Origin of the sequence: Aeromonas media (assembly GCF_020423125.1) — a bacterium.
Classification (GTDB): Bacteria; Pseudomonadota; Gammaproteobacteria; order Enterobacterales; family Aeromonadaceae; genus Aeromonas; species Aeromonas media.
On record NZ_CP075564.1, the window covers coordinates 600,001 to 623,752 of the forward strand.

Here is a 23,752-nt window from a genome sequence, read left to right on the forward strand (position 1 = left end):
CTTGACAGTGAAGTCCCTTGCGGATGGAGCAGTTGGGAGTCGCAGTGACCAGATGGCTGGGACTGTTTATCAAAAACACAGCACTCTGCAAACACGAAAGTGGACGTATAGGGTGTGACACCTGCCCGGTGCCGGAAGGTTAATTGATGGGGTTAGCGCAAGCGAAGCTCTTGATCGAAGCCCCGGTAAACGGCGGCCGTAACTATAACGGTCCTAAGGTAGCGAAATTCCTTGTCGGGTAAGTTCCGACCTGCACGAATGGTGTAACCATGGCCATGCTGTCTCCACCCGAGACTCAGTGAAATCGAATTCGCCGTGAAGATGCGGTGTACCCGCGGCTAGACGGAAAGACCCCGTGAACCTTTACTACAGCTTGGCACTGAACATTGAACCTACATGTGTAGGATAGGTGGGAGGCTTTGAAGGCGTGACGCCAGTTGCGCTGGAGCCGTCCTTGAAATACCACCCTTGTATGTTTGATGTTCTAACGCAGGGCCCTGAATCGGGCTCGCGGACAGTGCCTGGTGGGTAGTTTGACTGGGGCGGTCTCCTCCCAAAGAGTAACGGAGGAGCACGAAGGTTGGCTAATCCTGGTCGGACATCAGGAGGTTAGTGCAATGGCATAAGCCAGCTTAACTGCGAGACGGACAGGTCGAGCAGGTACGAAAGTAGGTCATAGTGATCCGGTGGTTCTGAATGGAAGGGCCATCGCTCAACGGATAAAAGGTACTCCGGGGATAACAGGCTGATACCGCCCAAGAGTTCATATCGACGGCGGTGTTTGGCACCTCGATGTCGGCTCATCACATCCTGGGGCTGAAGTCGGTCCCAAGGGTATGGCTGTTCGCCATTTAAAGTGGTACGCGAGCTGGGTTCAGAACGTCGTGAGACAGTTCGGTCCCTATCTGCCGTGGGCGTTGGATGATTGAAGGGAGTTGCTCCTAGTACGAGAGGACCGGAGTGAACGAACCTCTGGTGTTCGGGTTGTCACGCCAGTGGCACTGCCCGGTAGCTAAGTTCGGAATCGATAACCGCTGAAAGCATCTAAGCGGGAAGCGAGCCCTGAGATGAGTCATCCCTGACCCCTTGAGGGTCCTAAAGGGCCGTTGGAGACCACAACGTTGATAGGTGGGGTGTGTAAGCGCGGCGACGTGTTGAGCTAACCCATACTAATTACCCGTGAGGCTTAACCATACAACACCCAAGAAGTGTTTCTGGCCTTGTAGCAAGTGCGAGACTACTACCTAATTCAGTGATAGCGACCAGGCAATAGCCAATCAGTCGTTACTCACGTCAGCTTTCCAGATGAAGTTTTTTGCCTGGCGGCCATAGCGCCGTGGAACCACCTGATCCCATGCCGAACTCAGAAGTGAAACGCGGTAGCGCCGATGGTAGTGTGGCATTCGCCATGCGAGAGTAGGACACTGCCAGGCACCCAATTAAACAGCGCCGTGCACATCACGACGTTGGCCGAGAGGATGACACCTCATTGAAACGGCAAACAATTTAGCAAAAAGCTAACCAGACAGCGGAGCGGTAGTTCAGTCGGTTAGAATACCGGCCTGTCACGCCGGGGGTCGCGGGTTCGAGTCCCGTCCGCTCCGCCACTAAATAGAAAGCCCAACCTGTTGAACAGGTTGGGCTTTTTTTCATATCTGCAGTTTGAAATGCCCGCTTGATGTTCGTGACCGTGACCAAACGGTGACCATTTCGTGACCAACCCCCTGATTTGACCGGAGGTCGACGAAGCGGATACGGCTATGCCGGTGCTCTTCGTTATACCAGGCCATAAAGTCGCGCACCCACTCCCTGGCCGCTTCCAGACTGGCAAAGCCGTCTGATGGCCACTGCGGACAGTACTTCAGCGTCCTGAACAATGACTCCGAGTACGGATTATCGTTGCTTACCCGAGGCCGTCCCCGCGAGGGCGTGACACCCAGGTGTCCGAGTTATTTTAGTAAGGCTAGGGTGTATGGAGATGGTATTCACCTGACAGTTGCCCACAAAAGGGAGTGGTCATACGGCTTCAAACCGGATAACAAAACGGTACCCCTACCGTGTTATCTGGAGTCACCGTATGACCACCAACGAGAAAGTAGCACGTCGCAAACTCAGCCTGCTAGAGCTCGCCAAAGAGCTCAATAATGTCAGCAAAGCCTGCAAGCTCATCGGCTACAGCCGTCAGCAGTTCTACGAAATTCGCCGTAATTACCAGACCTATGGCGCCGAGGGATTGCTCGACAAATTGCCCGGCTGTAAAGGGGCTCATCCCAATCGGGTCGCTCCCGAGATTGAACAGGCCATCCTCGATTACTCCCTCACCAGACCAACTCATGGCCCGCTGCGGGTCGCGCAAGAACTGGCTCTGCAAGGCATCAACGTCAGTGCGGGCGGTGTGCGTGGCGTGTGGCAACGTCACGACTTGCTCTCCAAGCATGACCGCTTGTTGCGCCTCGAGAAAACCCATAGGGAACAGACGATTGAGCTCAATGACGAGCAGATCCGCCTGCTCGAGCGCTTCAGCCCCGAGTTTCGCGAACGCCAAATTGAGGTTCACTACACCGGGGAACTGGTGGCGGTCGACACCTTCTTCGTCGGCGCACTCAAGGGGGTAGGCAAGGTGTATCTGCAAACCGTGCTGGACTGCTACAGCCGCCACTCCTGGGGACGGCTCTACACCAGCAAGCTGCCGGTGACCTCGGTTCATGTGCTCACTCAACGAAACGGTCCTGCCGTTCTTCGAAGCCCATGAGGCTCGGGTCTATACCATCCTGTCGGACAACGGGCGCGAGTTCTGTGGGCGCCCTGACCATCATCCCTACGAGCTGTTCCTGCAACTGGAGGGGATTGAGCACCGGACCACCAAGGTACGCAGGCCGCAGAGCAATGGCTTTATCGAGCGGCTACATCGCACCCTGCTGGATGAGCACTTCCGTATCAAGGGGAGGACGACCTGGTATGAGTCGGTAGAACAGATGCAGACAGACCTGGATAGCTACCTGGAACACTACAACACCCAGCGGCCACATCAGGGCAGGATGATGGAGGGTCAGACCCCCTACAGCATGTTCAAGAAGGGTCTGAAATTGATACCGAAGGAAGTGCGCACTAAAGTAGCGTAAACAAGACACCGGTTTGAGGCCGGTGTCAGGTGATAACTAGATCTGTACAGCTAGGGTTTCAAGGCTTCAACTGTTGCAACAAGCTCGCTGATACTCGCATTTACACTCTCGATAGCTTTTTCGACATGCTCGATAGATTCATGACCTTTTTTCGCTATCACATTGATTTCTTTTAAACCGGTGTCAATTTTATCAATGAGTCCCGCGTTCTCTTTTACGACCTCCGCAATGTCGGAGGTTGCGGAGGCCGATCTGGCGGCAAGCTTTCTTACTTCGTCTGCAACAACTGCGAACCCTCTGCCGGAATCTCCGGCTCTTGCAGCTTCAATCGCCGCATTAAGTGCCAATAAGTTTGTCTGATCGGCAATGGAACGTATAGTAGTAACTATTTCCTGAATATTTTTTGACTTCAGATTTAGCTCTTGACCAACTTGTGCAGTATTTTCAACCTGTGATGCGATTTGAACACTGGTATTCACGCTGTTATCCAGCTCTCGCATTGCCGTTGTTGTTAACGCCGATGTCTTTTCGGATGTTTGCGCCGCGAGGTTCACTGTATTAATGGCGTTATTGACGCGCTCAGAAATATCTGACGCAAATTTTATCACTTTATAGACTTTACCTTGCCCATCAAGAATGGGGTTGTAAGTTGCTTCAAGCCAGACGCTCCTGCCAGACAGACTTCTTCTTAGAAATCGACCTGCCTGATAGTTACCGTTAGCCAAGTTGCGCCAGAAATTTGGGTTATCACGATAAAAGTTTTCATCACAGAAGATTTTGTGGTGTTTACCCTTTATCTGTTCCAGTTTGCAATCCATTGCATTAAGAAAATTCTGGTTAGCATTGGTGATTATGCCATCCGGGGTGAATTCAATTACAGCCTGAGAGCGGTTAAGTGCAGTAAAAACGGCATTCTGCGATGAAGATTCATTATGCTGCGCGGTGACATCAAAAGCCAATTTAACAACACGATACACCTTACCTTGTGCATCCTTAATTGGCACATAACGTGCGCCGACAAAGATAGTTTCTCTATTCTTCTTTATATATTTAAAGGTATCTCGCAGCGGTTTGTCCTCAAGGAGATTTCGCCAGAAGGTTGTATACTCGGGCCTCGATGTATAGGCAGTCTCAAACAAAATGCGGTGATGCTGGCCCAGAAGTTCCTGTTTACTGTACCCCATAAAGTCAGCAAACTTCTGACTCACTTCAAGTATTTCGCCTGAATGATTAAAAATCACCATCGCGGTAGCGTTTAACATGGCATTAAAGAGGAGTTTTTCATCAGAAACTTTTAGTGGTTCTGTTAAAGTGGGTGTTTTCTTTAGAAAGTCGAACATAATCAGTATTCTCTTTTATAGCTCAAAAGTAATTTTTCAAACTGCTCAACAGAGAGAGGTTTATCGAAGTAGTAACCTTGCCCCCAATCACAACCCAGTTCTGCCAGTAGCGTCGCAATTTCTTGAGTTTCAATTCCCTCAGCAAGAGTTTTCAAGCCAAAAATCTTTGCTGTTGAAATAATGGTTTTAACAATGGCGAGGTTTTTCTCATCTTCACGTATTGACTTGATAAAGTGCATATCAATTTTCAGCACATCCGCATTGATGTTTTTTAGATAACTTAATGAAGAATGCCCCATACCAAAGTCATCAATGGCAATCGAAAAACCTTTACTTCGTATCATATTTAAAGTTGATATTGCTTTATCGGGATCACGCATAAGCCCTGTTTCGGTAAGCTCAAGCTCAAAATCATTTGGCTCTAACCCTGCGAGCTCTATCAAAGTTAAAAAACCATAAATTGCAGACTCATCATCAAAGCTTTTCGCTGAAATATTAAGGGCGAGCTTGAAACGCAAATTTTCTTGCGAGAACACTTCTTTTTTCTGCCAACTGCGTTTCAGTTCAATAACACGTTCTAATACGAGATGCGTCAACTTATTGATTAACCCTCGCTCTTCAGCAATTGGAATAAAGGATCCTGGCGAAACTTCGCCAAGCTCTTCGTCTCTCCAGCGCACCAGAACCTCAGCACCGACTAACTTATATGTTTTTAAACAAACTTGAGGTTGAAGGACGATTCGCAGATTTTCAGGATAGGAGAGTAAGGTTCTCTCAAGTTGCTTTGAGATAATTGATTTTTTCTGAATCCTTTCACCCACTTCAATATTAAAATAGCAACTGGGTAAACCGGACTCTTTGGCCATATTAAGTGCTATATTGGCACCTCGTGTTATTGCATCAAAGGTATCCGCATCCTGAGGATATAAAGCAATTCCAGCTCTTGCATTGATACTGACTTCACCCTCTAGAATTTCGAGCGGCTCAGCGATAGCTTGTTGTAACCTGTTGACCATTATTGATGCCGCATCGGGATTAGATAGAACGGCTGCAAGCGCAAAAACATCAGAATTTAAACGGGCTAAGGAGTCAAACTCTCGATCTATGTCATTGACGATAGGTAAAGTCTGGCAGTCCTCGTTCTCAAAGATACAACGCACTAAAGTATCTGCACCGCGGATGGTTTTTGCTAATCTGCGACCGACCGCTTGGATGACTGCATCACCCGCTTCGTATCCCATTGTTTCGTTAATGTCTTCAAGATTAACCAGGTCGATATATACAATCGCGATGGTATATTGATGTCTCTGTGCAATTTTAAGTAGGTATTTAACTCGGTCAGAGAATAAATGTTTATTAGCCAGTCCCGTTAGCTCATCAAAAAATGCCAATTGCTTGATGCGATGCTCTTTGGCTTTAATGTCACTTAAATCACGCCAAATTACCAGGATAGCGTTTTTTCCAAGGTAGATGACTGGAATGAGCGTTACCTCTATCGGTAGATGGTGACCTTGTTTAGTGATATGAAGCCATTCAAAACGCTGGTAGCCCTCTGTTGAGGCTTTATTTAAAAGAACTTTGGCGAGCTCTTCGCTGTTGTTTTTACCCTGGCTCAATGGTGAAAATTGAATAGGCGACAAGCCAATCAGCGCTTTGCGGTCAGACAAGCAAAAAAGTTTAGCGGCTGCATCATTACAATCGGTAATCACAAAATCTGGGCTGATTATGCCCATCGCATCCTCTGATTTATGCAGCAACTTCACCAAGCGCTTTTCGTTTTCACTTTTGAGTCTTTCATAATCAAGCTGCGCCGAGATGTCTCGAATTATATTGACGACGACTTTTTGGTTAAACGCGGTTTGTACAATCTGCATACTAATTTCTGCAGGATAGATGTTGCCATCCCCTTTGTGATGTTGGGTAACAAAATGCAGCAGCTCCACCTCACCCATTTTGAGTGGCTTCAAAAGCCGATCGAACGATTGTGAATCGTAGCTCAGCTTAAATTCGTAGGGCTTCATAATTTGTAGCATCGCCCAACTCCGCCCAAGTTGACGCTGTGCAGCAAGGTTGGCATATAAAATGTCCAACGTTTCGGCATCAAAAAATAGGACGGCATCAGCGATTTGATCCACAACACTTTTAAAGCTGGTCAGTTCGTCCTGCCTCAAGCGCTCTTGAGTTATATCCAGCTCAACCGAAATATACCCCGAGTGCTCTCCAAGCTCATTAAACGTAGGGTTGCAACTAATGCGACTCCAGAAGGTCTCTCCACTCTTTCGATATTTAAGTAATTCAATTTCAATAGACTTTCTCTTTGCGACAGCTTTTTGTAACTTCAAAAGGTCAAAGCTGTTAGTCTGTGGCCCAGTTAATGTTGCCCACGGCGATTGACCCGCAAGCTCCTCCAAAGAATAACCAAAGATTCGTTCGAAGCCAGCATTACACCAAGTGATGTTGTAATCACAATCTAAGATCATTACTCCGTTCACAGTCTGTGTAGCAACTAATGCAAGGCGGGCGTTCTCTTCCAGTATCAGAGCAAGTTTATTTTTAATCTCTCTTGCTTCAGACAGCGATTCCAAGGTTTCGAGGATGGGGTTCAGTTTCTCAACGTCAGATTGTTCATAGCCGTTGGCTGCGTTAGCCAGACCGACCATGCCAATCAACTTACCATTATGTTTAATTGGTAATCCAAGGAAGGAGGAGAGCTTGGGATGACCATGTGGTGTGCCACCAGCACGAGAATCATCCTGAGGATTGTTTGAGATAACAGCTTGGCCGGTTGTTAATACTTCACCCAGTAAATTGTGATGATTATGGAACTCTAAGTCATCCGCCTTACTTTTTTCATATAGCTCACGGGTTTGATGATCCCAGCTGCTATTTGTCAAGACGCTGACTTTCAGATATGGTCGTAGTTGCGAGTCTTCCCGCACCTCACCAATCAAACCGAACTGACTATCTGTCAGAGCGATGAGCTCATTAAGTAAAAGGCTAAGTGCACTGCCATACGACTCATTCAGTATAAAAGCGCGCTGAATCTTAGCGATGGCATTGCTAGTGCGAATTTGAAAATCGTATTTGTCAGAAATCTGCTGCCTGGACTGCTCAAGTGTCTGGTGGCTAGCGTACATGTAGGCGTCAAAGGCGAGGGTGATATCCAGCAGCGCGACTTTGTAGAGCGCAGTTAACGTTGGCTCGATACGCTCCTTATCGCTATTCAATATCACACTGACGAATTTACAAACGAGATCTAAGTAAACACCGTAAGCCCCAATATACCATTGTGGCGTCAAACCAACTCTTTGGTGCGCAATGCCCACTCTAATACGATCTTGGGCGTAGTCGAATCCATAATCGCCGGCAGTTAATTTCCTAAAGTACAGTTTTTGTGTCTCTTGAAGTTTTCCCATTAGGTTAACGTCATGCAGCATTTTCGATGCATGGTCAAACTTTAAAAGATGCTGATAAAAAGCATGAATAAGCTCATTCTCATAGGCATAAAGTGGTTTATGAATGGCTTCGAGCAATTGAATCTCGGTAGTTGAAAGATTAATAAGAGCTTTACGCTCATCAAAAGAGACCGGGTTGATGTTTAATCGCTTTAGTACTTCTTCCACTCTCATAGCGCACCTGTCTTTACTTCATTAACAACCAGTGATTGATTGCTTGTAATAATTCATCGGGATGAAACTTAGCGATAAATTGGTCTGCGCCGACTTTCTTAACCATAGACTCGTTAAACACACCACTTAATGAAGAGTGCAAAACGACGTGAATATCTTTTAGAAGTGGTTCAGATTTAATCGCGGATGTCAGTGTAGAGCCATCCATTATTGGCATCTCAATATCAGAAATGACCAAAGGTATTCTCTATGCAATTACTGCTTTATGTTTTTCCGCAAAGTCTTGTAAATATTGAAGTGCAGATTGGCCATCATGAACCACTTTAGACGGGATATTTACACTGTCTAACACGCGTTTGATCTGATTTCTGGCCACTGCTGAATCATTCACAACCAATACTTCAATCTCAGAGGTGTTGAACCCTTTAAGCTGTTGCGCCGTTTCAGCTTCAATTTCATGGTCGTTGGGCATGATCTCCGAGAACACTTTTTCAACATCTATGACTTGAATGAGCTTGCCTTCAATCTCTGTCACTGCAGTTAGGTAATGACTTTGCCCTGATCCTTGAGGTGGAGGTTGAATTTGACTCCAGTTAAGATTAACGATGCTATCAACTGCCGAAACCAGAAAGCCTTGGATATGGCGGTTGTATTCCGTCACAATCACAAAAGCCTGTTCGGGATAACGTATCGGCTTACCTGTCGTAGCTTCACTCAGGTCGATAACGATAACTGGATTGCCACGAAGCTGCGCAATGCCCTTTATAAAAGAATGGGCTCCTGGCATTTCAAAGCGATTTTGACCTGCCAGATTTGTCCTTTGGTCAATAGACTTCATTAACATATTCATTTAAAACGCACCACCAGCTCGTGTAGCTCTTCAGATATTTTCTTAAGGTGCTCTAGAGAGCTTGCTGCTTTATCAGCAGAATTGGCGCTTTCATCGGCCAATGTTGAAATACTTACAACCTGGCGATTGATATCTTCAGCCACATGAGCTTGCTCCTCTACAGCTGCTGCCATCTGTGTCGTCATATCGGATATATGCCCGACTGAGGCAACGATTCCTTGCAGCATATCTCCACTCTCAATGACTTTTGACAGCCCCTCGTCAGCGTCAGAAGCACCTGATTCAGCTACTTTAACGGCCTCGCTGGATTTTAGTGAGAGAGCTCTGACAATCCCGTATATTTCTTTCGTAGAATCTTGGGTACGTTTTGCAAGATTACGCACCTCTTCAGCAACCACGGCAAAACCTCGGCCTTGCTCGCCGGCACGCGCTGCCTCGATAGCAGCATTTAGCGCAAGTAAGTTGGTCTGTTCAGCAATCTGTTCAATTACTTGAGCTGCTTGGGCAATTTTCGTCGTTTGTAGCTCTACATCAACAACGGATTTCGAAATGGTCTGGACAGTTGCTCTAAGTTTTTCAATAGAGGCGCTTGTTGTTTTGGATAGTCCTCCACCGGTTTCGGCCAGATTAAATGCTTTATCAGCTTGTGAAGCGGTATTGGAAACATGATGCGATACCTCTGAAATAGTTGTCGTCATCTCATTCATCGCTGTAGCAACCTGAATCGTTTCAGATTGCTGGTGATCAATAACCTGCTTAGATTGTTTAACCAAGTCAAATGAGGAAAGTGTTTCGCGCGATACTCTTTTCGCGGCATCATCAATGCGGTTGATAATAGTTGTCAGATGAGCTTGCTGGCTCAATACAGAGACTTCTAATGCGCCAGTAAGTCCGGACTTATTGGTGTAGGTGAGAACTGCGAGTTCATGCGAGAAAGAACGGCTTAGTAATTTCTTTAAGTCAGACGCTCTGGCGTGGTCTTTCACATTGACCCAAATTGCATAGATCGCAATGACGGCGAGCAACAAACTCTCTGATAACTCTTTGTAACCAAGAAAGAATGTCGCAAGCGCGATAGCGACAGACACCATTAAAAAAATGTTAGGCAGCGATATAGGTAACGGTTTAGGTAAATTACTTCCCGCACTCAAGCGGCGGTATAATCTGTCTGCTCTTTGTACATCTTCTGCTCTTGGGCTTGATCGAACAGATTCGTACCCAATAACTTGTCCATTAGCTGTCACGGGTGTCACATAAGCGTCTACCCAGTAAAAGTCACCATTCTTACAACGGTTCTTAACCAACCCCATCCATGCTTTACCCTCTTTTAGATGTGACCACATCACTTTGAAAGCCATCGCTGGCATATCGGGGTGTCGAACAATATTATGTGGCTGGCCAATTAACTCCGACCTGGAAAATCCGCTTACCTCAACGAAAGCGTCATTACAATCAACAATATTGCCGTTTTTATCCGTAACTGAAATCAGCTTCACAGACGATGGGAAAGTTTTTTCGTTAGATGTAACAGGGAGGTTTTTACGCATAGATAGCATCGGTGTGTATTTTTAGCTTACTAAATACATCTTACATCATGTAGGTGTATCAACCTAGATCTATTAGTAAATATTTATATGCACCGAATTTGTGCAAACTGATTGAACTATCCTTATTTCCTATGCTAGGCGGGGTGTGTTTAAACGTTTACATTACCGATTAAGTTTTTGATTTATCAACTTCGCATTTGCTACGAGTTCATTGATGTCAAATGTTGTACGACCTAACCCCATCAGTGGTACAGGGCGGGATCGCACTTTGTTAATGAAATTTGAACAGGCAGATCGTCTGTGATCTAATCGCGTCTCCATGCAGGAGGCACGCGCTATGACGTTGATTGAACACCTTACCCTTGTCGAAGAAACTCGCTCTGAGATCAATCGTAAACATAACCTGTACAGATCTAGGGAAGGTGCGAATAAGCGGGGAAATTCTTCTCGGCTGACTCAGTCATTTCATTTTTTCAGTTTGAGCCGATCTTTTCTCCCGTAAATGCCTTGAATCAGCCTATTTAGACCGTTTCTTCGCCATTTAAGGCGTTATTCCCAGTTTTTAGTGAGATCTCTCCCACTGACGTATCATTTGGTCCGCCCGAAACAGGTTGGCCAGCGTGAATAACATCGCCAGTTGGTTATCGTTTTTCAGCAACCCCTTGTATCTGGCTTTCACGAAGCCGAACTGTCGCTTGATGATGCGAAATGGGTGCTCCACCTTGGCCCGGATGCTGGCTTTCATGTATTCGATGTTGATGGCCGTTTTGTTCTTGCGTGGATGCTGTTTCAAGGTTCTTACCTTGCCGGGGCGCTCGGCGATCAGCCAGTCCACATCCACCTCGGCCAGCTCCTCGCGCTGTGGCGCCCCTTGGTAGCCGGCATCGGCTGAGACAAATTGCTCCTCTCCATGCAGCAGATTACCCAGCTGATTGAGGTCATGCTCGTTGGCCGCGGTGGTGACTAGGCTGTGGGTCAGGCCACTCTTGGCATCGACACCAATGTGGGCCTTCATGCCAAAGTGCCACTGATTGCCTTTCTTGGTCTGATGCATCTGCGGATCGCGTTGCTGCTCTTTGTTCTTGGTCGAGCTGGGTGCCTCAATGATGGTGGCATCGACCAAGGTGCCTTGAGTCATCATGACGCCTGCTTCGGCCAGCCAGCGATTGATGGTCTTGAACAATTGGCGGGCCAGTTGATGCTGCTCCAGCAGGTGGCGGAAATTCATGATGGTGGTGCGGTCCGGCAAGGCGCTATCCAGGGATAACCGGGCAAACAGACGGATGGAGGCGATTTCGTACAGAGCATCTTCCATCGCGCCATCGCTCAGGTTGTACCAATGCTGCATGCAGTGAATGCGTAGCATGGTTTCCAGCGGATAAGGTCGCCGGCCATTACCAGCCTTGGGATAAAACGGCTCGATGACTTCCACCATGTTTTGCCATGGCAGAATCTGCTCCATGCGGGACAAGAAAATCTCTTTTCTAGTCTGACGGCGCTTACTGCTGAATTCACTGTCGGCGAAGGTGAGCTGATGACTCATGATGAACCCTGTTCCATGGCTCCAGATGACAAACATGATCTCATATCAGGGACTTGTTCGCACCTTCCTTAGACAACGCCATCATTCATATCAAATATTTTAAAGCAATTCTTTCCGGAATATTTTGCTTCATACATAGCGTGATCAGCCTGTTTTAACAAATCGCTTGCAGTATATTGCTGCCCACGGAACAATGTAGCGCCAACGCTTGCAGTACAACAATGTACGATTCCTGCGACATGATAAGGCTCTGCAAGCCGTTGAATCACTTTGTTAATAACGTTACAGACCCAAGTATCAGGATCGGCTGAACATTCAGCTGGACCGTTCAGCAACACAACAAATTCATCCCCCCCAAACCTGGCTACAGTGTCACTATCCCGCACGACCTCTTTTAATCTTAATGCCGCTTCTTTTAATAATTCATCACCAGCGTCATGTCCTTTAGTGTCATTGAGAATTTTGAAATTATCTAAATCCAAAAACAGTAACGCAAATACCCTGCTGTCTCTGCAGGACTTGATAATTGCCTGACTGAGTCTGTCATTTAATAGACTCCGATTGGCCAAGCCCGTTAACGAGTCATAAAATGCTAAGCGGTGAATTTCAGCCTCAGCAGCTTTTGCCATACTGATATCACGAGCTATTTTTGAAGCACCGATGACTTGACCCTCAGCGTTATAAATCGGTGAAATGGTGACAGACACATCTACTAAATGACCATCACGATGCATACGCTGGGTTTCAAAATGGTTCACTTTTTCTCCCCGCGAGATACTGGCAAGAATGCCGGGCTCCTCATGTAAACGGTCCGGTGGAATAATGTTTTTTAATGACTGACCTATCATCTCGTCTGCTGTATAACCAAATATAACTTCGGCACTCTGATTCCAGCTTGCAACTATGCCATTGATGTTCTTACTGATAATGGCATCATCTGATGAATCCACTATAGCTTTAAAGTGTGCCAAATTTAGTTCGGCCAGTTTACGCTGTGTCTGCGCAATCCAGGAAAGAACGCTGTCAGAGTATTTTTTATCGACCTGAATAGGTGTCAAAAAATCTCCACTACCAATAACAGTGATAGTCTGTTGTAAATCCTGGATTGAACAACCGATGATTCTTCTGAGCTCTTGCCCCACCTTAAAGATCAGTAAGATCAAAAAAGCGCCAAGCACAAATAATGCCGCTGTCGCTAACTGCAAGCGCTGATTTGTCATTGTGACTTCATACTGAGTTCTGGCAATGATCATCTGCTCTGTTTCAATAATAGGCCGCATAACCTCAGCTTTCATCGCCATAAAGTGATTGTCAGCAAGCATTGCCAAAGCCTGATCACGTTTTTGCGCTGATGTAGGGGGTTGTTCTTCAAACAGAGCCATAGCTCTGTTTTCCAAATCAACTAATTCGTCTGAACGAGCTTTTGACTTTTTCAAATTTTCCAGCTCAGCTTTCGTCACTCCGGCCTGTCGCATTAACTCCACCAACGGGACGGCTATCTCTTGTGGTTTGGTTTCATCAATTTCTGCAGCTGCCTCGATCGCCTTGAAATCCCAGTACGCCAAACTGTAGTTGTGTGGCCTTGGTCTTTTGCCATCACGGATTTCGACTACTGCTTGAAACTGTTCTTTATATTCAGGTTTACCTGTAATAACGTAAGTTCTGACCAAACGCGCTAAATCACTGGAAGACTGTCGCAACTCTTCAGCCAAACGAATTGATGTTTCCCTACTTTTTACGGCTTGTTGATAACGGGCTTGTTCATGAGCAACAACAATAAAACTGCCGATAAGTAACACTACAATGAAAAACATGGAGTACAAATATAGCTGAAACGTCGTTGGATATTTTTTCCAGTTAACCATCTTTGCACCTATTAAATCGCGAATTCAACTTCGAAGTGCGACACTCGCCTATGCCGCCTGACGGTACTCTTCGAATACCTTGACAGGCTGCCTGAATCCGAGACATTTCCGAGGTCGTAGGTTGAGCCACTGCTCCGCTCTCCTGACATCCTCGTCCGTGACCTCTCTCAGGTCTGTTCCCTTTGGGATAAACTGCCTCAACAGCCCATTGCTGTTCTCGTTCAGACCGCGCTCCCACGAAGAGTAAGGGTGCGCAAAGTAAGTCTCGGCACCCAGCGCTTCCTCTATCGCCTTGTGTTCGGCAAACTCGCCGCCGTTGTCAAAGGTGATGGTATGCGCCTGCTCGATGTAGGGCGTTAACATCTCGATTATCGCATCCCGCACCACCCCAGCCTGTTTGCTCGCGACCCGCTTGACCAGATAGAGCCGGCTCTTGCGCTCCACCAGGGTGACCAGTGTACCTGTGCCTTGCTTGCCCAGCACCGTGTCCGCCTCCCAATCACCGAGCCGCTCCCGGCTATCGACGATAGCCGGCCGTTCATCAATAGAGCGGGCTTCCTTGATGGGAGAACGCAGGCTGCTCGCTCCCTTGCGGTAGCGCTTGTGGCCCTGGCGCAGATGGCGGTACAACTGGCCACCCCGGGCTTTGTCGGCGGCCACATGGCGGTATATCCACTCGTGACTCACCATGAGGTCTATCTGCTTGCCCACCGCGCTTATCTGCTCCGGGCTCCACCACCAGGCGAGTGTCAGCTCGACAAACTGGATGACATCGGCAGATAGCCGAGATTTGGCCGCACTAGCCCGTCGGTGGGTGGCGTGCTGATGCGCATTGTCTGGCTGGTAGCCCTGCGGCCCGGCGTTACGACGCAGCTCCCGGTAGAGGGTGGAGCGATGAACGCCAATGGCGCGTGCGGTGGCAAGGATGGACATCCCCTGTGCGCGAAGCACCGATAACTGGTATCGTTGCCCCTCGGTCAACTGCTGATAGCTCATGGTGATACTGCTTTTACTTTGGCGAGCAGAAGGGTACCACCAATCAGCAGTTGGCCACCTCTCGCCATTCATCCATGAGTGTCGCACTTATTATCTGAATTCCCGAAGTAATCGCTGCAGGCGTCGTTGAGCTGCACTGAATAACCCTTAAGAAATAAAAGTTCAGACTCTACCTTCTGCATGAGAGCCATCAAGAGGGCGGGACCGGAACTTATATTTCACTCCCCCGCAGGACTGTCCTCCTCCTCGACATACCTCAACAACTCTCCAGGCTGGCATCCAAAATATTTACACAACGCATTGATTGTATCGGTATTGGTGACATTACCAGGCACGTTGGCGATCCGGGTCAGGGTTGCCCGACTGATCCCTGTTTTTTCGCTCACTTCAGAGAGAGTTATGCGGCGCTTTTCTTGGAACGATTTTTCGTCAAGTAGCTTGATGAGCAGGATCCTAATCATGACTTATCCATAGCGAGTATTTTTCACATAGCCTACCAAATGAAACATGCATGATGCAAAAAAAGCATTGACAAATACATTGCGTGATTTATATTCATCTTGCGCGAGCGAAATGACTCATTTGTGATTCACTTGGAGGCGAGATATGAGTACCTATCTGACAACCGAAGAGCTCTCATCACGGATCAAATACGACGTGCGAACAATCCGCCAGAGTCTGAAAGACGCTGTGCTGTTCGAGGGCGTGCATTACATCCGTCCGTTTGGTGGGCGAAAAATTCTCTACATCTGGGAGCGGGTAGAGGAGTCCATGCTGCAAGGAGCAGCAGCCCACGATCTCATTGCTAGCTTGAAGTGAGGTGGTGCGATGGGCTCGATAAATAGCCGTAATGGCAAGCTTTATCTGGACTTTCGTTACAGGGGGGTCCGCTGTCGGGAGCAAACCACGTTGGCTGATACCCAGGCTAACCGGCAGAAGCTCAATAAGGTGCTCTGCTTGATAGAGCAACAGATCCGTATCGGTACCTTTGACTATGGGCATCACTTTCCCAACAGTCCCAAGGTTGAGAAGTATGTGGCCATGGAGAGACTGAGTCGGCAGAAGGCCTCTGGTGCGCGGATGATTTTCTCCGCCTTCGCCGAGCTATGGCTCGATGAAAAACGGGTCGAGTGGCGGGAGAGCCAAATTGAAACGGTGGATGGCATTTTACGCTGTCACCTGATTCCGGCCATGGGTGAGCAGCTGTTAGCTGCCATCACCAAGCAACAGATCTTGGCGTTTCGGTTGCGCTTGTGTGAGCCGGGTGGGCAGAACGAACGGGCGCTGTCGGCTTCCCGTATCAACCACATCATGACCTACCTGCGCCTCATCTTGAACGAGGCGGCCGAGCGGTTCGAGTTTGATAGCCCGTGGCGCAATATCAAGGCCCTGCCGATGCCTAGGGCGCAAGTCCTGCCGTTTACCCTAGAGGAGTTCTGACCAAGGTACGGGCGGACTATCGTCCCTATTTCACGGTGCGTTTCTTCACTGGCATGCGCACGGGTGAGATCGATGGGCTTTGTTGGGACAATGTGGATTTTGGCGCCCGCCTTATTCATATTCACCAGTCCTTGGTCAGGGGTAAAGTCGGGCCCACCAAGACCAGTGGATCTCACCGCACCATCGCAATGAGCCAGCGAGTCTATGAGGCCTTGCGTGAACAGTGGGGGTTCTCGGGCGAGAAAAGTACCTTCGTGTTTTGTGCTCGCAACGGTGAGCCACTCAACCACCGCAATGTGGCTCAGCGTGTCTGGTACCCATTGTTGGCCAATCTGAAGCTTGAAAAGCGCAACCCTTATCAGACTCGCCATACGGCTGCCACTCTGTGGCTGGCCGCCGGCGAAAATCCGGAGTGGATTGCCCGCCAGCTGGGTCATTCCACGACCAGCATGCTGTTTCGGGTCTATTCGCGCTATGTGCCCAATCTGGTCGGTCGGGATGGTGCCGCTTTCGAACAACTGCTGGACGGTGAACTTGATCTGGAGGATGAGGTATGAAATTCACATCCCCGTTTAACTTGACGCTGGTGTGGGCCGAGCTGATTCACGGCTTGCCTAGTGCTGGCGTGTGGCGTTTGACTTTCCTGAAAGGGGGTCGCCATGTCGATGTCAGCGGTGAGCTGCTGGCGGATGTGGTGCCGGCTGGGCAGTGGTTGCTGCTGGAGATGAATCGCGAGGAAGTGCCTCGATTGATGACCTTCATGCCGTTGCCTGTTGAGGTGCGTCGTGACGACATTGAGCAGCAATTTTCATGGCTGGCAGATAAACAACATGCCATCTTGTCGGATATCTGGGGGATGCTCGCTTATTTACCGGATGCGGCCCTGCGGCGATTCTACCTCGCCGTGCTGCTTGATGATCGCATCATGTGGCCCTTCTTCACCGGCAAGGCGAGCAACCAGTACCATCATCACCATACCGGTGGACTGCTTGAGCACAGTCATGAGGTGGCAATCACCGCCTCGGCGCTCTGCATGCAGCATCAAGTCGGCCCGATTAGCACCAGCGTGGCCTTTATCGGCGGTCTTCTGCATGACATCGGCAAGATCCACCTGTTCTACAACAACACAAGCGGGAACGGGGTCGTGGGGCAACATGAGTCGTTCAATTTCATGGTGCTGGCCGAGCCGCTGGCCCGCCTCAGTCAGGAGGCGCCCAAGCTGTTTGAGGCCATCAGTTCTTGCCTTTCCATCAAAATTGGTCGGCAGTCGGAGGCCTATCTGCCAGCCCAGATGGTTCATATCTGTGATCGATTGTCTATGGATGTACACAACTGGCGACGGGCTTTCACCGAGGTCCCGGCCTATTACTGGTTTGTCAAATCGCCTTATGGCGATCAGGTCTACAAACGGTTGGACTGAGATCTCGAAGCTCTGACGGCCGTTGACAGCAAGATGTGCCGAGAGGGCCACAGCGCCCGACTGTTTGCGGCGCTTTGGGCAACTTGCAGGGACCACATATCGGCAGGATACTTTCAGCATCCCTTGGGGTTCAGGGACTATCCTGTTTGATTTATGCAACAAGGAGCATGTATGAGCTCGAGCATCGTCATTCTCAGTATCTTCTTTCTAGCCATGGAGCTGATCGCCTTTGCTGCTGGATATCTCTACCTTGAGGGCAGAAAGCTGAAAAAACAGACAACCCAGACACCCAATAATTTTGATGAAAAGAGTGGGGCAGGATCCTGAAACCAATTGGTTAGGGAATTTGAGCTCAGCCCGTGAGAGGGGTGGGCTCAATGGGCGGGGATGACCCCCACTTTTCAGAGCCGCGCCAGAAAGAGCTTGCCTGGCTAATCCCATCGGGGTTCATCCTGAGCAACAGACCATTCGGCGGCGCGTTGACGGCCTTCTTCATATAGTTGCTCTACGACATCCCTGTAAACATCCTCATCAGCCCTCTGTAGAGCCTCATGGAATAATGACCCACATAGCGCCATTTCATAGTGCGTCATGTCACGGCTCATCCTGTCAATCTCCATCAGTACCTCGTACGTCATTGGATTGGTGTCGGCCAGTTTTGCGATGCGTTGCAGATTTTGTGAATCGCCAATTTGCCAGCGGCGGATGCTGGTCGCCTTGAATAGGATTATGGCAAAGCGATGAAACAGATAGCGCAACATCGGTGATGAATGGCCCGCCTGGCATAATTCCTCCTTGGGGTGGTTTAGGTATAAGTAGGCATAGCCTTGGGGAAACTGCTGCACTTTGCGCAGCGTGCTGCGCTCGACGGCCAGCGCTGGATGAAGGTGCCAGCGTTTGGCAGGTTTATCTTGGGGCACGTGGAGATCAAGTCGCCACTGAGACCAGGGATATAACTTGCTGACAAAGGTCATAAAGCGGCGGAAGATTTTTGGAGAGGTGAATTTGATCCCGGCATGGGAGCTGTTTGAGTTGGTCAGGCAATAGCGGATGGCCCACCTGAACTCGGCCATCTGTTTGGGTCTCTTTCTCATGGCTTGGCAGACTTTCAAGACGTCAGCCAGTGCATGTTTCTCTGCGGTTGTGCCGAGTTCAGCCGGGAGCAGTTGTCGCTGCCGGTTGCGGGGAATCAACCGTGAGCGGGCTTTTTGTGTCACCAGATTGCCTAGCTCGATTGCGCTCGCATGCCAAGTCGCCAGCAACTCTTCGCTCAAGCCAAATTGGCTGGCTATCTCCCGTCGATCCTTTCCTTTTTCAAGATGCTTGAGGACGGCTTCACTCTGCACGTAATGACTGGCTCGGTTTGCATCGGCGAGGGTTTTCGCCTTGATGCCTTGCCGCACTTGGCGCGGTGGTGTTGCCTGATAGGCTCCCAGCCTTTTCAGTAGGTGGGGCATCAGCTTAGCCGGGGTCAGGGGCGTTGGTTTTTCCTGTTCGCAGTCTAGTGTGCGTTGCTTGTGGGTCGATATACCAAACAGATATTGGCTCTCTTGCCTGGAGAGCGGGGTTTGGTTGCATGCTAGGTGGCAGCCAAGTAACAGGTCGGTGAAGTGCAGGTAGTGATTCAGTGTGATCTCGGGACTGCTGTGCCCAGCCATCACTGCGAGCGCCATATAGCGATCCCGCAGGCGATGCTGGCCTGCGATCAGGCGGACAATCTCCTCGCGTTGTGTGTCGGGGTAGGGCAACAAGGCTCGCTGGACAATGTCTGGCAAGGACACCAGATCGTGATGCAGCAGCAACTGCATCCGAGAAAAACAGCTGTGACGCAGGTGGTAGAGTCGATAATGAAGGCCGCCACTGAGTTGGTAGAGTACAGACCTGACCATCAGGGAGATCTGTTGCAGGTTGACCCGCTCGTGGAGATTGCCCGCAGCGTGGAACAGCAACTCCTTGTTGCTATCCGCCTGCATCCGTCGCTCGCCAATATAGCGTTTGAGGAGATCGCGCTCATTGCCGGTGAGCATGGGGTAAAGTGGTACTTTGCGCAGTGCCGCATCGGTCTTGTTATGACCGTGGCGGTTGTTGCGGACAAAAAGCCACCCGATGGGGGAGGGCTCAACATCCATTAGCCGCAACTTGGCGAGTTCTCCGGGGCGCAAACCGGTGCGATAGGCCATGATAAGAAAGGATTTAAGCATCATCCGCAGAGTAACGTCGGTATCGATGAAGCAATCGACCTGTGCCAGCAAACCGGCAAAGAGGGGCTCATCGACTATGGCGGCGCTGACATGGGGAATTTTCTTCTCGCCGGTTGCAAGTGATTCTGGTAGCGCTGCCATATCAAAGCCTCGACGGCGAAGACATGCATGTCCTGAAGGCGGCCAGCCATGAAGTCACGCTGATATTGGCTGCGTGGGCGGTTAAGAATGCTGTGATAGAGTTCGGTAAAATCGATGCCATCGTAGCTTGCAAGCGGTAGTTGTGCGGTCATCGATAACCACTCCTTGCCGATGCTTTCGAGGTAGCGCTGAGCAGTCGACGGGGCCAAACGGCGTGTCAGAAGCAATGACAGCAACCAGCTGACTAGCACTTGTTCGCTGAGCGTAAGGGCACTCGTGTTCCCAAGAGCATCGAGTTCCGTGATGATGGTTTTCGGGCCCTTGGGCGCGGCTGGGTCTTGTCGAAAAATCGCTCTTAATTCATCTAGCAGATAGGGTTTTTGCGATGGCTGGCTGGTGCTTGCCATTGGCCATTTCGCCACGCTTTCTAGAGAGTTAAATTTCTGATAGGTGTCCTGGTTGGCTGGGTACAGGCGAGGTTGGAGCAGCCGGTGCCAGTATGCGAGAGGAAGTGATGCACTTGGGGTTCGTCCTGCTGCATATTCCAGCAGTACCTGCGGGAGTTCAGTACCAAGCTGATGTTCGGTTAAGCCGATGGCTCCTCTGCAGAGCGCTTGCTGGCTGATCTCTGCTCCCAATTCCTTTTGCAACAATCCAAGGCACTCTGCCTGTTTGGTTGGAGGGCACCAAGTTGCGGGGCGATGTTTGAGAAACTGCCGCAATATACCGAGGCTGATTGGGTCAGGCATGTAATTCACTTGGGTGATGGCCCGTATACCAGTCTGGTGTATCTCGTTGTGTTCTGCATTGCCATCGTGTTCGTCATGATGGTAATAGCTGTTACTGGGAAGCTCGCCAGGCTCGAGGGTTAGGGTGATCCAAGTTAGTTCATGATTACCGGACAGCGGCTGGATTTCGAGCAATGCATGCCCCATGGCGAGCCACAAATAGGGGCGATTGAGCCCGCCATAGAGGATTCCGCAGACGAGCAAACGGGCGAATAACCGGTCGGGGTCTTGGGTCGGTTCACTCAATGTGGTGCGCCAAGTATGAGCTGCGTTGGCCATAGTGATAGTCGCTTGGTGCCAATGCTCGGAGCGAAATGGGTGAGGGCGTCGCACAGTCAAGTAAGGAGGGGGGATCGCAATGCACCAGATTCCCTGCCGGTTCCCCATCTCCAGTTTCTGGCAGATAACCGAGTAGGCAAAGCGGTAGGCGTGCAGGGTCTTTAGATCTTGCCGCAGTTGGGCATCAATGTCTGGCCACAACCGTTCAAATCGGTCGGCACAGGGAGATTCTTCCAACATCTCTGGTAGATGATGACGAAAGATCTTGATGGCCTGGGTGATCACCACTTCGGCCTCATCTTTACGGTCCTGTCGGCGCTTATCTCGGCCAAGTTGTACCATCAGCTCGCGGCGCCGCGGTGATAGGATCAGAGGATTTGCCATCCTGCCCTTGCCTCAATCTGGTGAAAATTCAAATGTGCTTCAATGAGGTCGGCAACGTGTTGCAGAGTCTGGATGGACAGGCAGCTGTGGCGACCGAATATCGACTCGCCGATCTCCTCGTGCCCCATCCAGCCATCGATCACTGACGGTGCCAGTTCGCTGCGCAGCAGGACGCTGCGTAGATGGTGGCGAGCCCAGTTGTGCTGGATCGGCAGCCGGTTACCCAGTTGCTGATTGAGGTTGCTGGGTGTGGGATCCTGAGGCAGCAGATGACCCTGACTGTCATGAAGGATGAAAAATAGCAGATTTTTGCTGCCATCAAGTGCGGCATCGCAGCGCTGTGCCAGCCCGCGATGCAGAAGTCGGTAGCGTTGACCCAGGGCATGTAGATGGGCTTGGTAAAGTGCGACCTGGCGAGCGGCGGTGACAGGGATCACCAAGGTCCGAGCCGCCAGCCCATTACGGATCTCTTTATCGCTTATCCACCATGTACGCGTGATGGGGTTGTAGTCAGCGAGCGATCCCAGTGGAGCAGTCACATCCCGGTGACCAGTTACAAACGTCAGCAGTGCCCACACGTAGCAAAGGTAGTGATTGTGAAAGCTCGCCACCTCCTCAAGGGCTGCATCACGCTTGGGGGCCGGTGGCGGTATTAACAGCCGGTTAAACAGGTTATGCAGCACCTTGCCCGGCAGGAGCAGACTACTGCCAACCGTGGCAGGGATGCTACGGGCTGGCGGCAGACCCGCATCCAGTCCCGCCAAGTTAAACAAAAACTGTAGATAGGCTCGATGGTGCTTGGTCACCTGGTCGGTGGGGGTATTGCTGTACGCCAGTGCCGGGCGCTTCTTGTAGTCCTGACCACGGACGAGCGCCACCTGCATCAGATCGAAGCCTTGGTTGATATACCAGTGCTCCAGATAACGAGTGACTCGCCCCAGGGTTAGCCGGGTTTGGTGGCGTTCGTTGATAAGCGCAAGGTGCTTTTTCAACAACTGTTCGCTCGGGGGCGGTGCATTGACAGCCAAATGTTGTAACACCGTTGGGAGCGGCAGAACGACACGTGAGTGGGTGGGGGGCAGCAGAGCATGTAGTCGCTCATCCAGTGTACTTGCTGGTACCTTGTGTTCAATGACGAGGCAGAGGTGATCTTTTATGACCTGCAAACTCCGGCCTGTTGCTAGGCCACCAGGGATACCGCCGCATACGAGAGCTAGCAATAACCAACCTCCAGCAGGGTCACCCTCGTTGACTGCATCCCTCACTAGATGCTCGATATCCCAATCACTGGCCTGCTCGAAGCTACACGGAAGTGACAGCTGACGCACTGCCAGTTGTTCGGTGACTCGCCTGTTCAATTCGGCGCGTAAAAATGGTGAGCGGTGCGGAGAGCTGGGGTCGTGGATGCGCACGGTCTTGGTATCAAGAGCGAAAGGCAGCTCATCGATCGGCTCTCCATTAGGCCCTGGTCGCATAACTAGCTCTTCGATCACGATGTCAGTGTCATCAGTTTTTTCTAGCTGAATCAATTGGACATAGTGCTCGGCGACGGGCAGTTTCTTTGACCTGCGATAGCGAGTGATGCCTTTTGCCAGGCGATAGGCATCGTAGATGACCACACACAGAAAACCAAGCCCTCGCTCGATGAGCGGCGATAGCGCGTGTTGGCGGTTGGCACGTAGCGTCGTGATGAGTGTCGCCAGATCTGGGTGAGCCGCCATATCCGGCAGTTCTTGCAGCACCGGTGTGTGCCGTGCTTCGGTAGCGATCAGACGGATCTCCCGCAGCGCGTTTTCGATGGCGGAGTCATGATCACCGATGAGGTGTAACTTTAGACAACTCACGATGACCAGTTGCTGGTAACATCGATAGTGATCGCGATCGTCATCTGACCAAGCCGAGGGGGAAGTGATATTGATCGCAGCGGCGAATCCGCACTCGGTCAGTAATTGCTGTCGCCTGAGGTAGTGACAAGCCTCAAATGGAGTTTTTATGTTAAGAGCACTGGGGTTCACCCGATAGCGTGGATGGCTAGCCCAGCGTTCCAAATCTCCGTAACGGTGCCAGTAATCATCTGGCATGTTTCCCATCAGCCACTTGAGCATCGCGAAGGTGGTCAAGCGCAATGAGGGCGGTAGAAGCTTTGGGCATACCACGTGGGACAGGTGACACAGTCGTCTGTGGTAACGCTCCTGATCTAGAGGGGG

Annotated in this window: 17 protein-coding genes, 1 tRNA gene, 2 rRNA genes and 2 pseudogenes (1 of these 22 cut by a window edge); 9 read left to right on the plus strand and 13 right to left on the minus strand. The window is 50.1% G+C overall.

The annotated features are described in order from the left end of the window. The 3 genes from KI797_RS02915 to KI797_RS02925 form a co-directional block, all read left to right on the plus strand. Positions 1-1,194, plus strand: a 23S ribosomal RNA gene (locus KI797_RS02915); it begins 1,696 nt to the left of the window's first position. A gap of 124 nt (positions 1,195-1,318) precedes the next feature. Continuing rightward, positions 1,319-1,433 (plus strand): 5S ribosomal RNA (gene rrf, locus KI797_RS02920). Between the two features lie 97 nt (positions 1,434-1,530). Beyond that, a tRNA-Asp gene (locus tag KI797_RS02925) sits at positions 1,531-1,607 on the plus strand. Between the two features lie 135 nt (positions 1,608-1,742). On the opposite strand, the pseudogene KI797_RS02930 reads toward KI797_RS02925, so the two are convergent. Further along, positions 1,743-1,940, minus strand: a pseudogene (locus KI797_RS02930) (integrase core domain-containing protein); the annotation flags it as partial. A gap of 137 nt (positions 1,941-2,077) precedes the next feature. Here KI797_RS02930 and KI797_RS02935 point away from each other — a divergent pair. Then, positions 2,078-3,122: pseudogene (locus KI797_RS02935) on the plus strand (IS481-like element ISAs19 family transposase). A 50-nt stretch (positions 3,123-3,172) separates the two neighbouring features. On the opposite strand, the gene KI797_RS21075 reads toward KI797_RS02935, so the two are convergent. The 9 genes from KI797_RS21075 to KI797_RS02985 form a co-directional block, all read right to left on the minus strand. Beyond that, entirely contained in the window at positions 3,173-4,462 is a 1,290-nt protein-coding gene (locus tag KI797_RS21075) for a methyl-accepting chemotaxis protein (protein ID WP_109112957.1), read from the minus strand. Positions 4,463-4,464: 2 nt separating this feature from the next. Beyond that, positions 4,465-8,091 carry an EAL domain-containing protein gene (locus tag KI797_RS02950; protein WP_226171357.1) on the minus strand — a complete coding sequence of 1,209 codons (3,627 nt, stop codon included), beginning with the start codon at positions 8,089-8,091 and terminating at the stop codon, positions 4,465-4,467. 13 nt (positions 8,092-8,104) lie between these two features. Further along, on the minus strand, positions 8,105-8,329 hold the full coding sequence (locus KI797_RS21130; protein ID WP_216822666.1) for a response regulator: 225 nt from the start codon (positions 8,327-8,329) through the stop codon (positions 8,105-8,107). Between the two features lie 9 nt (positions 8,330-8,338). Then, entirely contained in the window at positions 8,339-8,929 is a 591-nt protein-coding gene (locus KI797_RS02960) for a chemotaxis protein (RefSeq protein ID WP_226171359.1), read from the minus strand. 8 nt (positions 8,930-8,937) lie between these two features. After that, positions 8,938-10,488, minus strand: a complete 1,551-nt coding sequence (locus KI797_RS02965; RefSeq protein WP_042000910.1) for a methyl-accepting chemotaxis protein — start codon at positions 10,486-10,488, stop codon at positions 8,938-8,940. A gap of 562 nt (positions 10,489-11,050) precedes the next feature. After that, positions 11,051-12,031: an IS5-like element IS5 family transposase gene (locus KI797_RS02970; protein WP_026141181.1), complete on the minus strand. Its 981-nt coding sequence runs from the start codon at positions 12,029-12,031 to the stop codon at positions 11,051-11,053. Between the two features lie 68 nt (positions 12,032-12,099). After that, positions 12,100-13,896, minus strand: coding sequence for a diguanylate cyclase domain-containing protein (locus KI797_RS02975; RefSeq protein WP_084205412.1), 1,797 nt, complete (start codon positions 13,894-13,896; stop codon positions 12,100-12,102). Positions 13,897-13,944: 48 nt separating this feature from the next. After that, entirely contained in the window at positions 13,945-14,892 is a 948-nt protein-coding gene (locus tag KI797_RS02980) for an IS30-like element ISAs2 family transposase (protein WP_041997616.1), read from the minus strand. A gap of 218 nt (positions 14,893-15,110) precedes the next feature. After that, the gene (locus KI797_RS02985) at positions 15,111-15,353 is read right to left on the minus strand and encodes a helix-turn-helix domain-containing protein (RefSeq protein ID WP_041997615.1); all 243 of its coding nucleotides are present in this window, start codon (positions 15,351-15,353) and stop codon (positions 15,111-15,113) included. A gap of 145 nt (positions 15,354-15,498) precedes the next feature. On the opposite strand from KI797_RS02985, the gene KI797_RS02990 reads away from it, so the two are divergent. The 5 genes from KI797_RS02990 (at position 15,499) to KI797_RS03010 (ending at position 18,079) form a co-directional block, all read left to right on the plus strand. Beyond that, positions 15,499-15,711 (plus strand): hypothetical protein, encoded by a 213-nt coding sequence (locus KI797_RS02990; RefSeq protein WP_041997613.1) that lies wholly within the window; start codon positions 15,499-15,501, stop codon positions 15,709-15,711. A 9-nt stretch (positions 15,712-15,720) separates the two neighbouring features. Further along, a complete protein-coding gene (locus tag KI797_RS02995) occupies positions 15,721-16,332 on the plus strand; it encodes an Arm DNA-binding domain-containing protein (RefSeq protein ID WP_226171362.1) in 612 nt (203 codons plus the stop codon). 53 nt (positions 16,333-16,385) lie between these two features. Further along, a complete protein-coding gene (locus KI797_RS03000; protein ID WP_264160792.1) occupies positions 16,386-16,889 on the plus strand; it encodes a site-specific integrase in 504 nt (167 codons plus the stop codon). Further along, entirely contained in the window at positions 16,886-17,752 is an 867-nt protein-coding gene (locus tag KI797_RS03005; RefSeq protein WP_052448053.1) for an HD domain-containing protein, read from the plus strand. The genes KI797_RS03000 and KI797_RS03005 overlap by 4 nt, the downstream gene beginning before the upstream one ends. A gap of 171 nt (positions 17,753-17,923) precedes the next feature. Next, positions 17,924-18,079: a hypothetical protein gene (locus KI797_RS03010; protein ID WP_157438655.1), complete on the plus strand. Its 156-nt coding sequence runs from the start codon at positions 17,924-17,926 to the stop codon at positions 18,077-18,079. Between the two features lie 104 nt (positions 18,080-18,183). Here the strand turns inward: KI797_RS03010 and KI797_RS03015 are convergent, their stop codons facing one another. Genes KI797_RS03015 through KI797_RS03025 form a run of 3 tightly spaced genes read right to left on the minus strand, consistent with a single transcriptional unit; the run spans position 18,184 to position 23,650 of the window. Beyond that, positions 18,184-20,094, minus strand: a complete 1,911-nt coding sequence (locus tag KI797_RS03015) for a tyrosine-type recombinase/integrase (protein WP_226171365.1) — start codon at positions 20,092-20,094, stop codon at positions 18,184-18,186. Next, entirely contained in the window at positions 20,028-21,545 is a 1,518-nt protein-coding gene (locus KI797_RS03020) for a hypothetical protein (RefSeq protein WP_226171367.1), read from the minus strand. The genes KI797_RS03015 and KI797_RS03020 overlap by 67 nt, the downstream gene beginning before the upstream one ends. Beyond that, positions 21,530-23,650 (minus strand): hypothetical protein, encoded by a 2,121-nt coding sequence (locus KI797_RS03025; protein WP_124814235.1) that lies wholly within the window; start codon positions 23,648-23,650, stop codon positions 21,530-21,532. The genes KI797_RS03020 and KI797_RS03025 overlap by 16 nt, the downstream gene beginning before the upstream one ends. Positions 23,651-23,752: the final 102 nt, after the last annotated feature.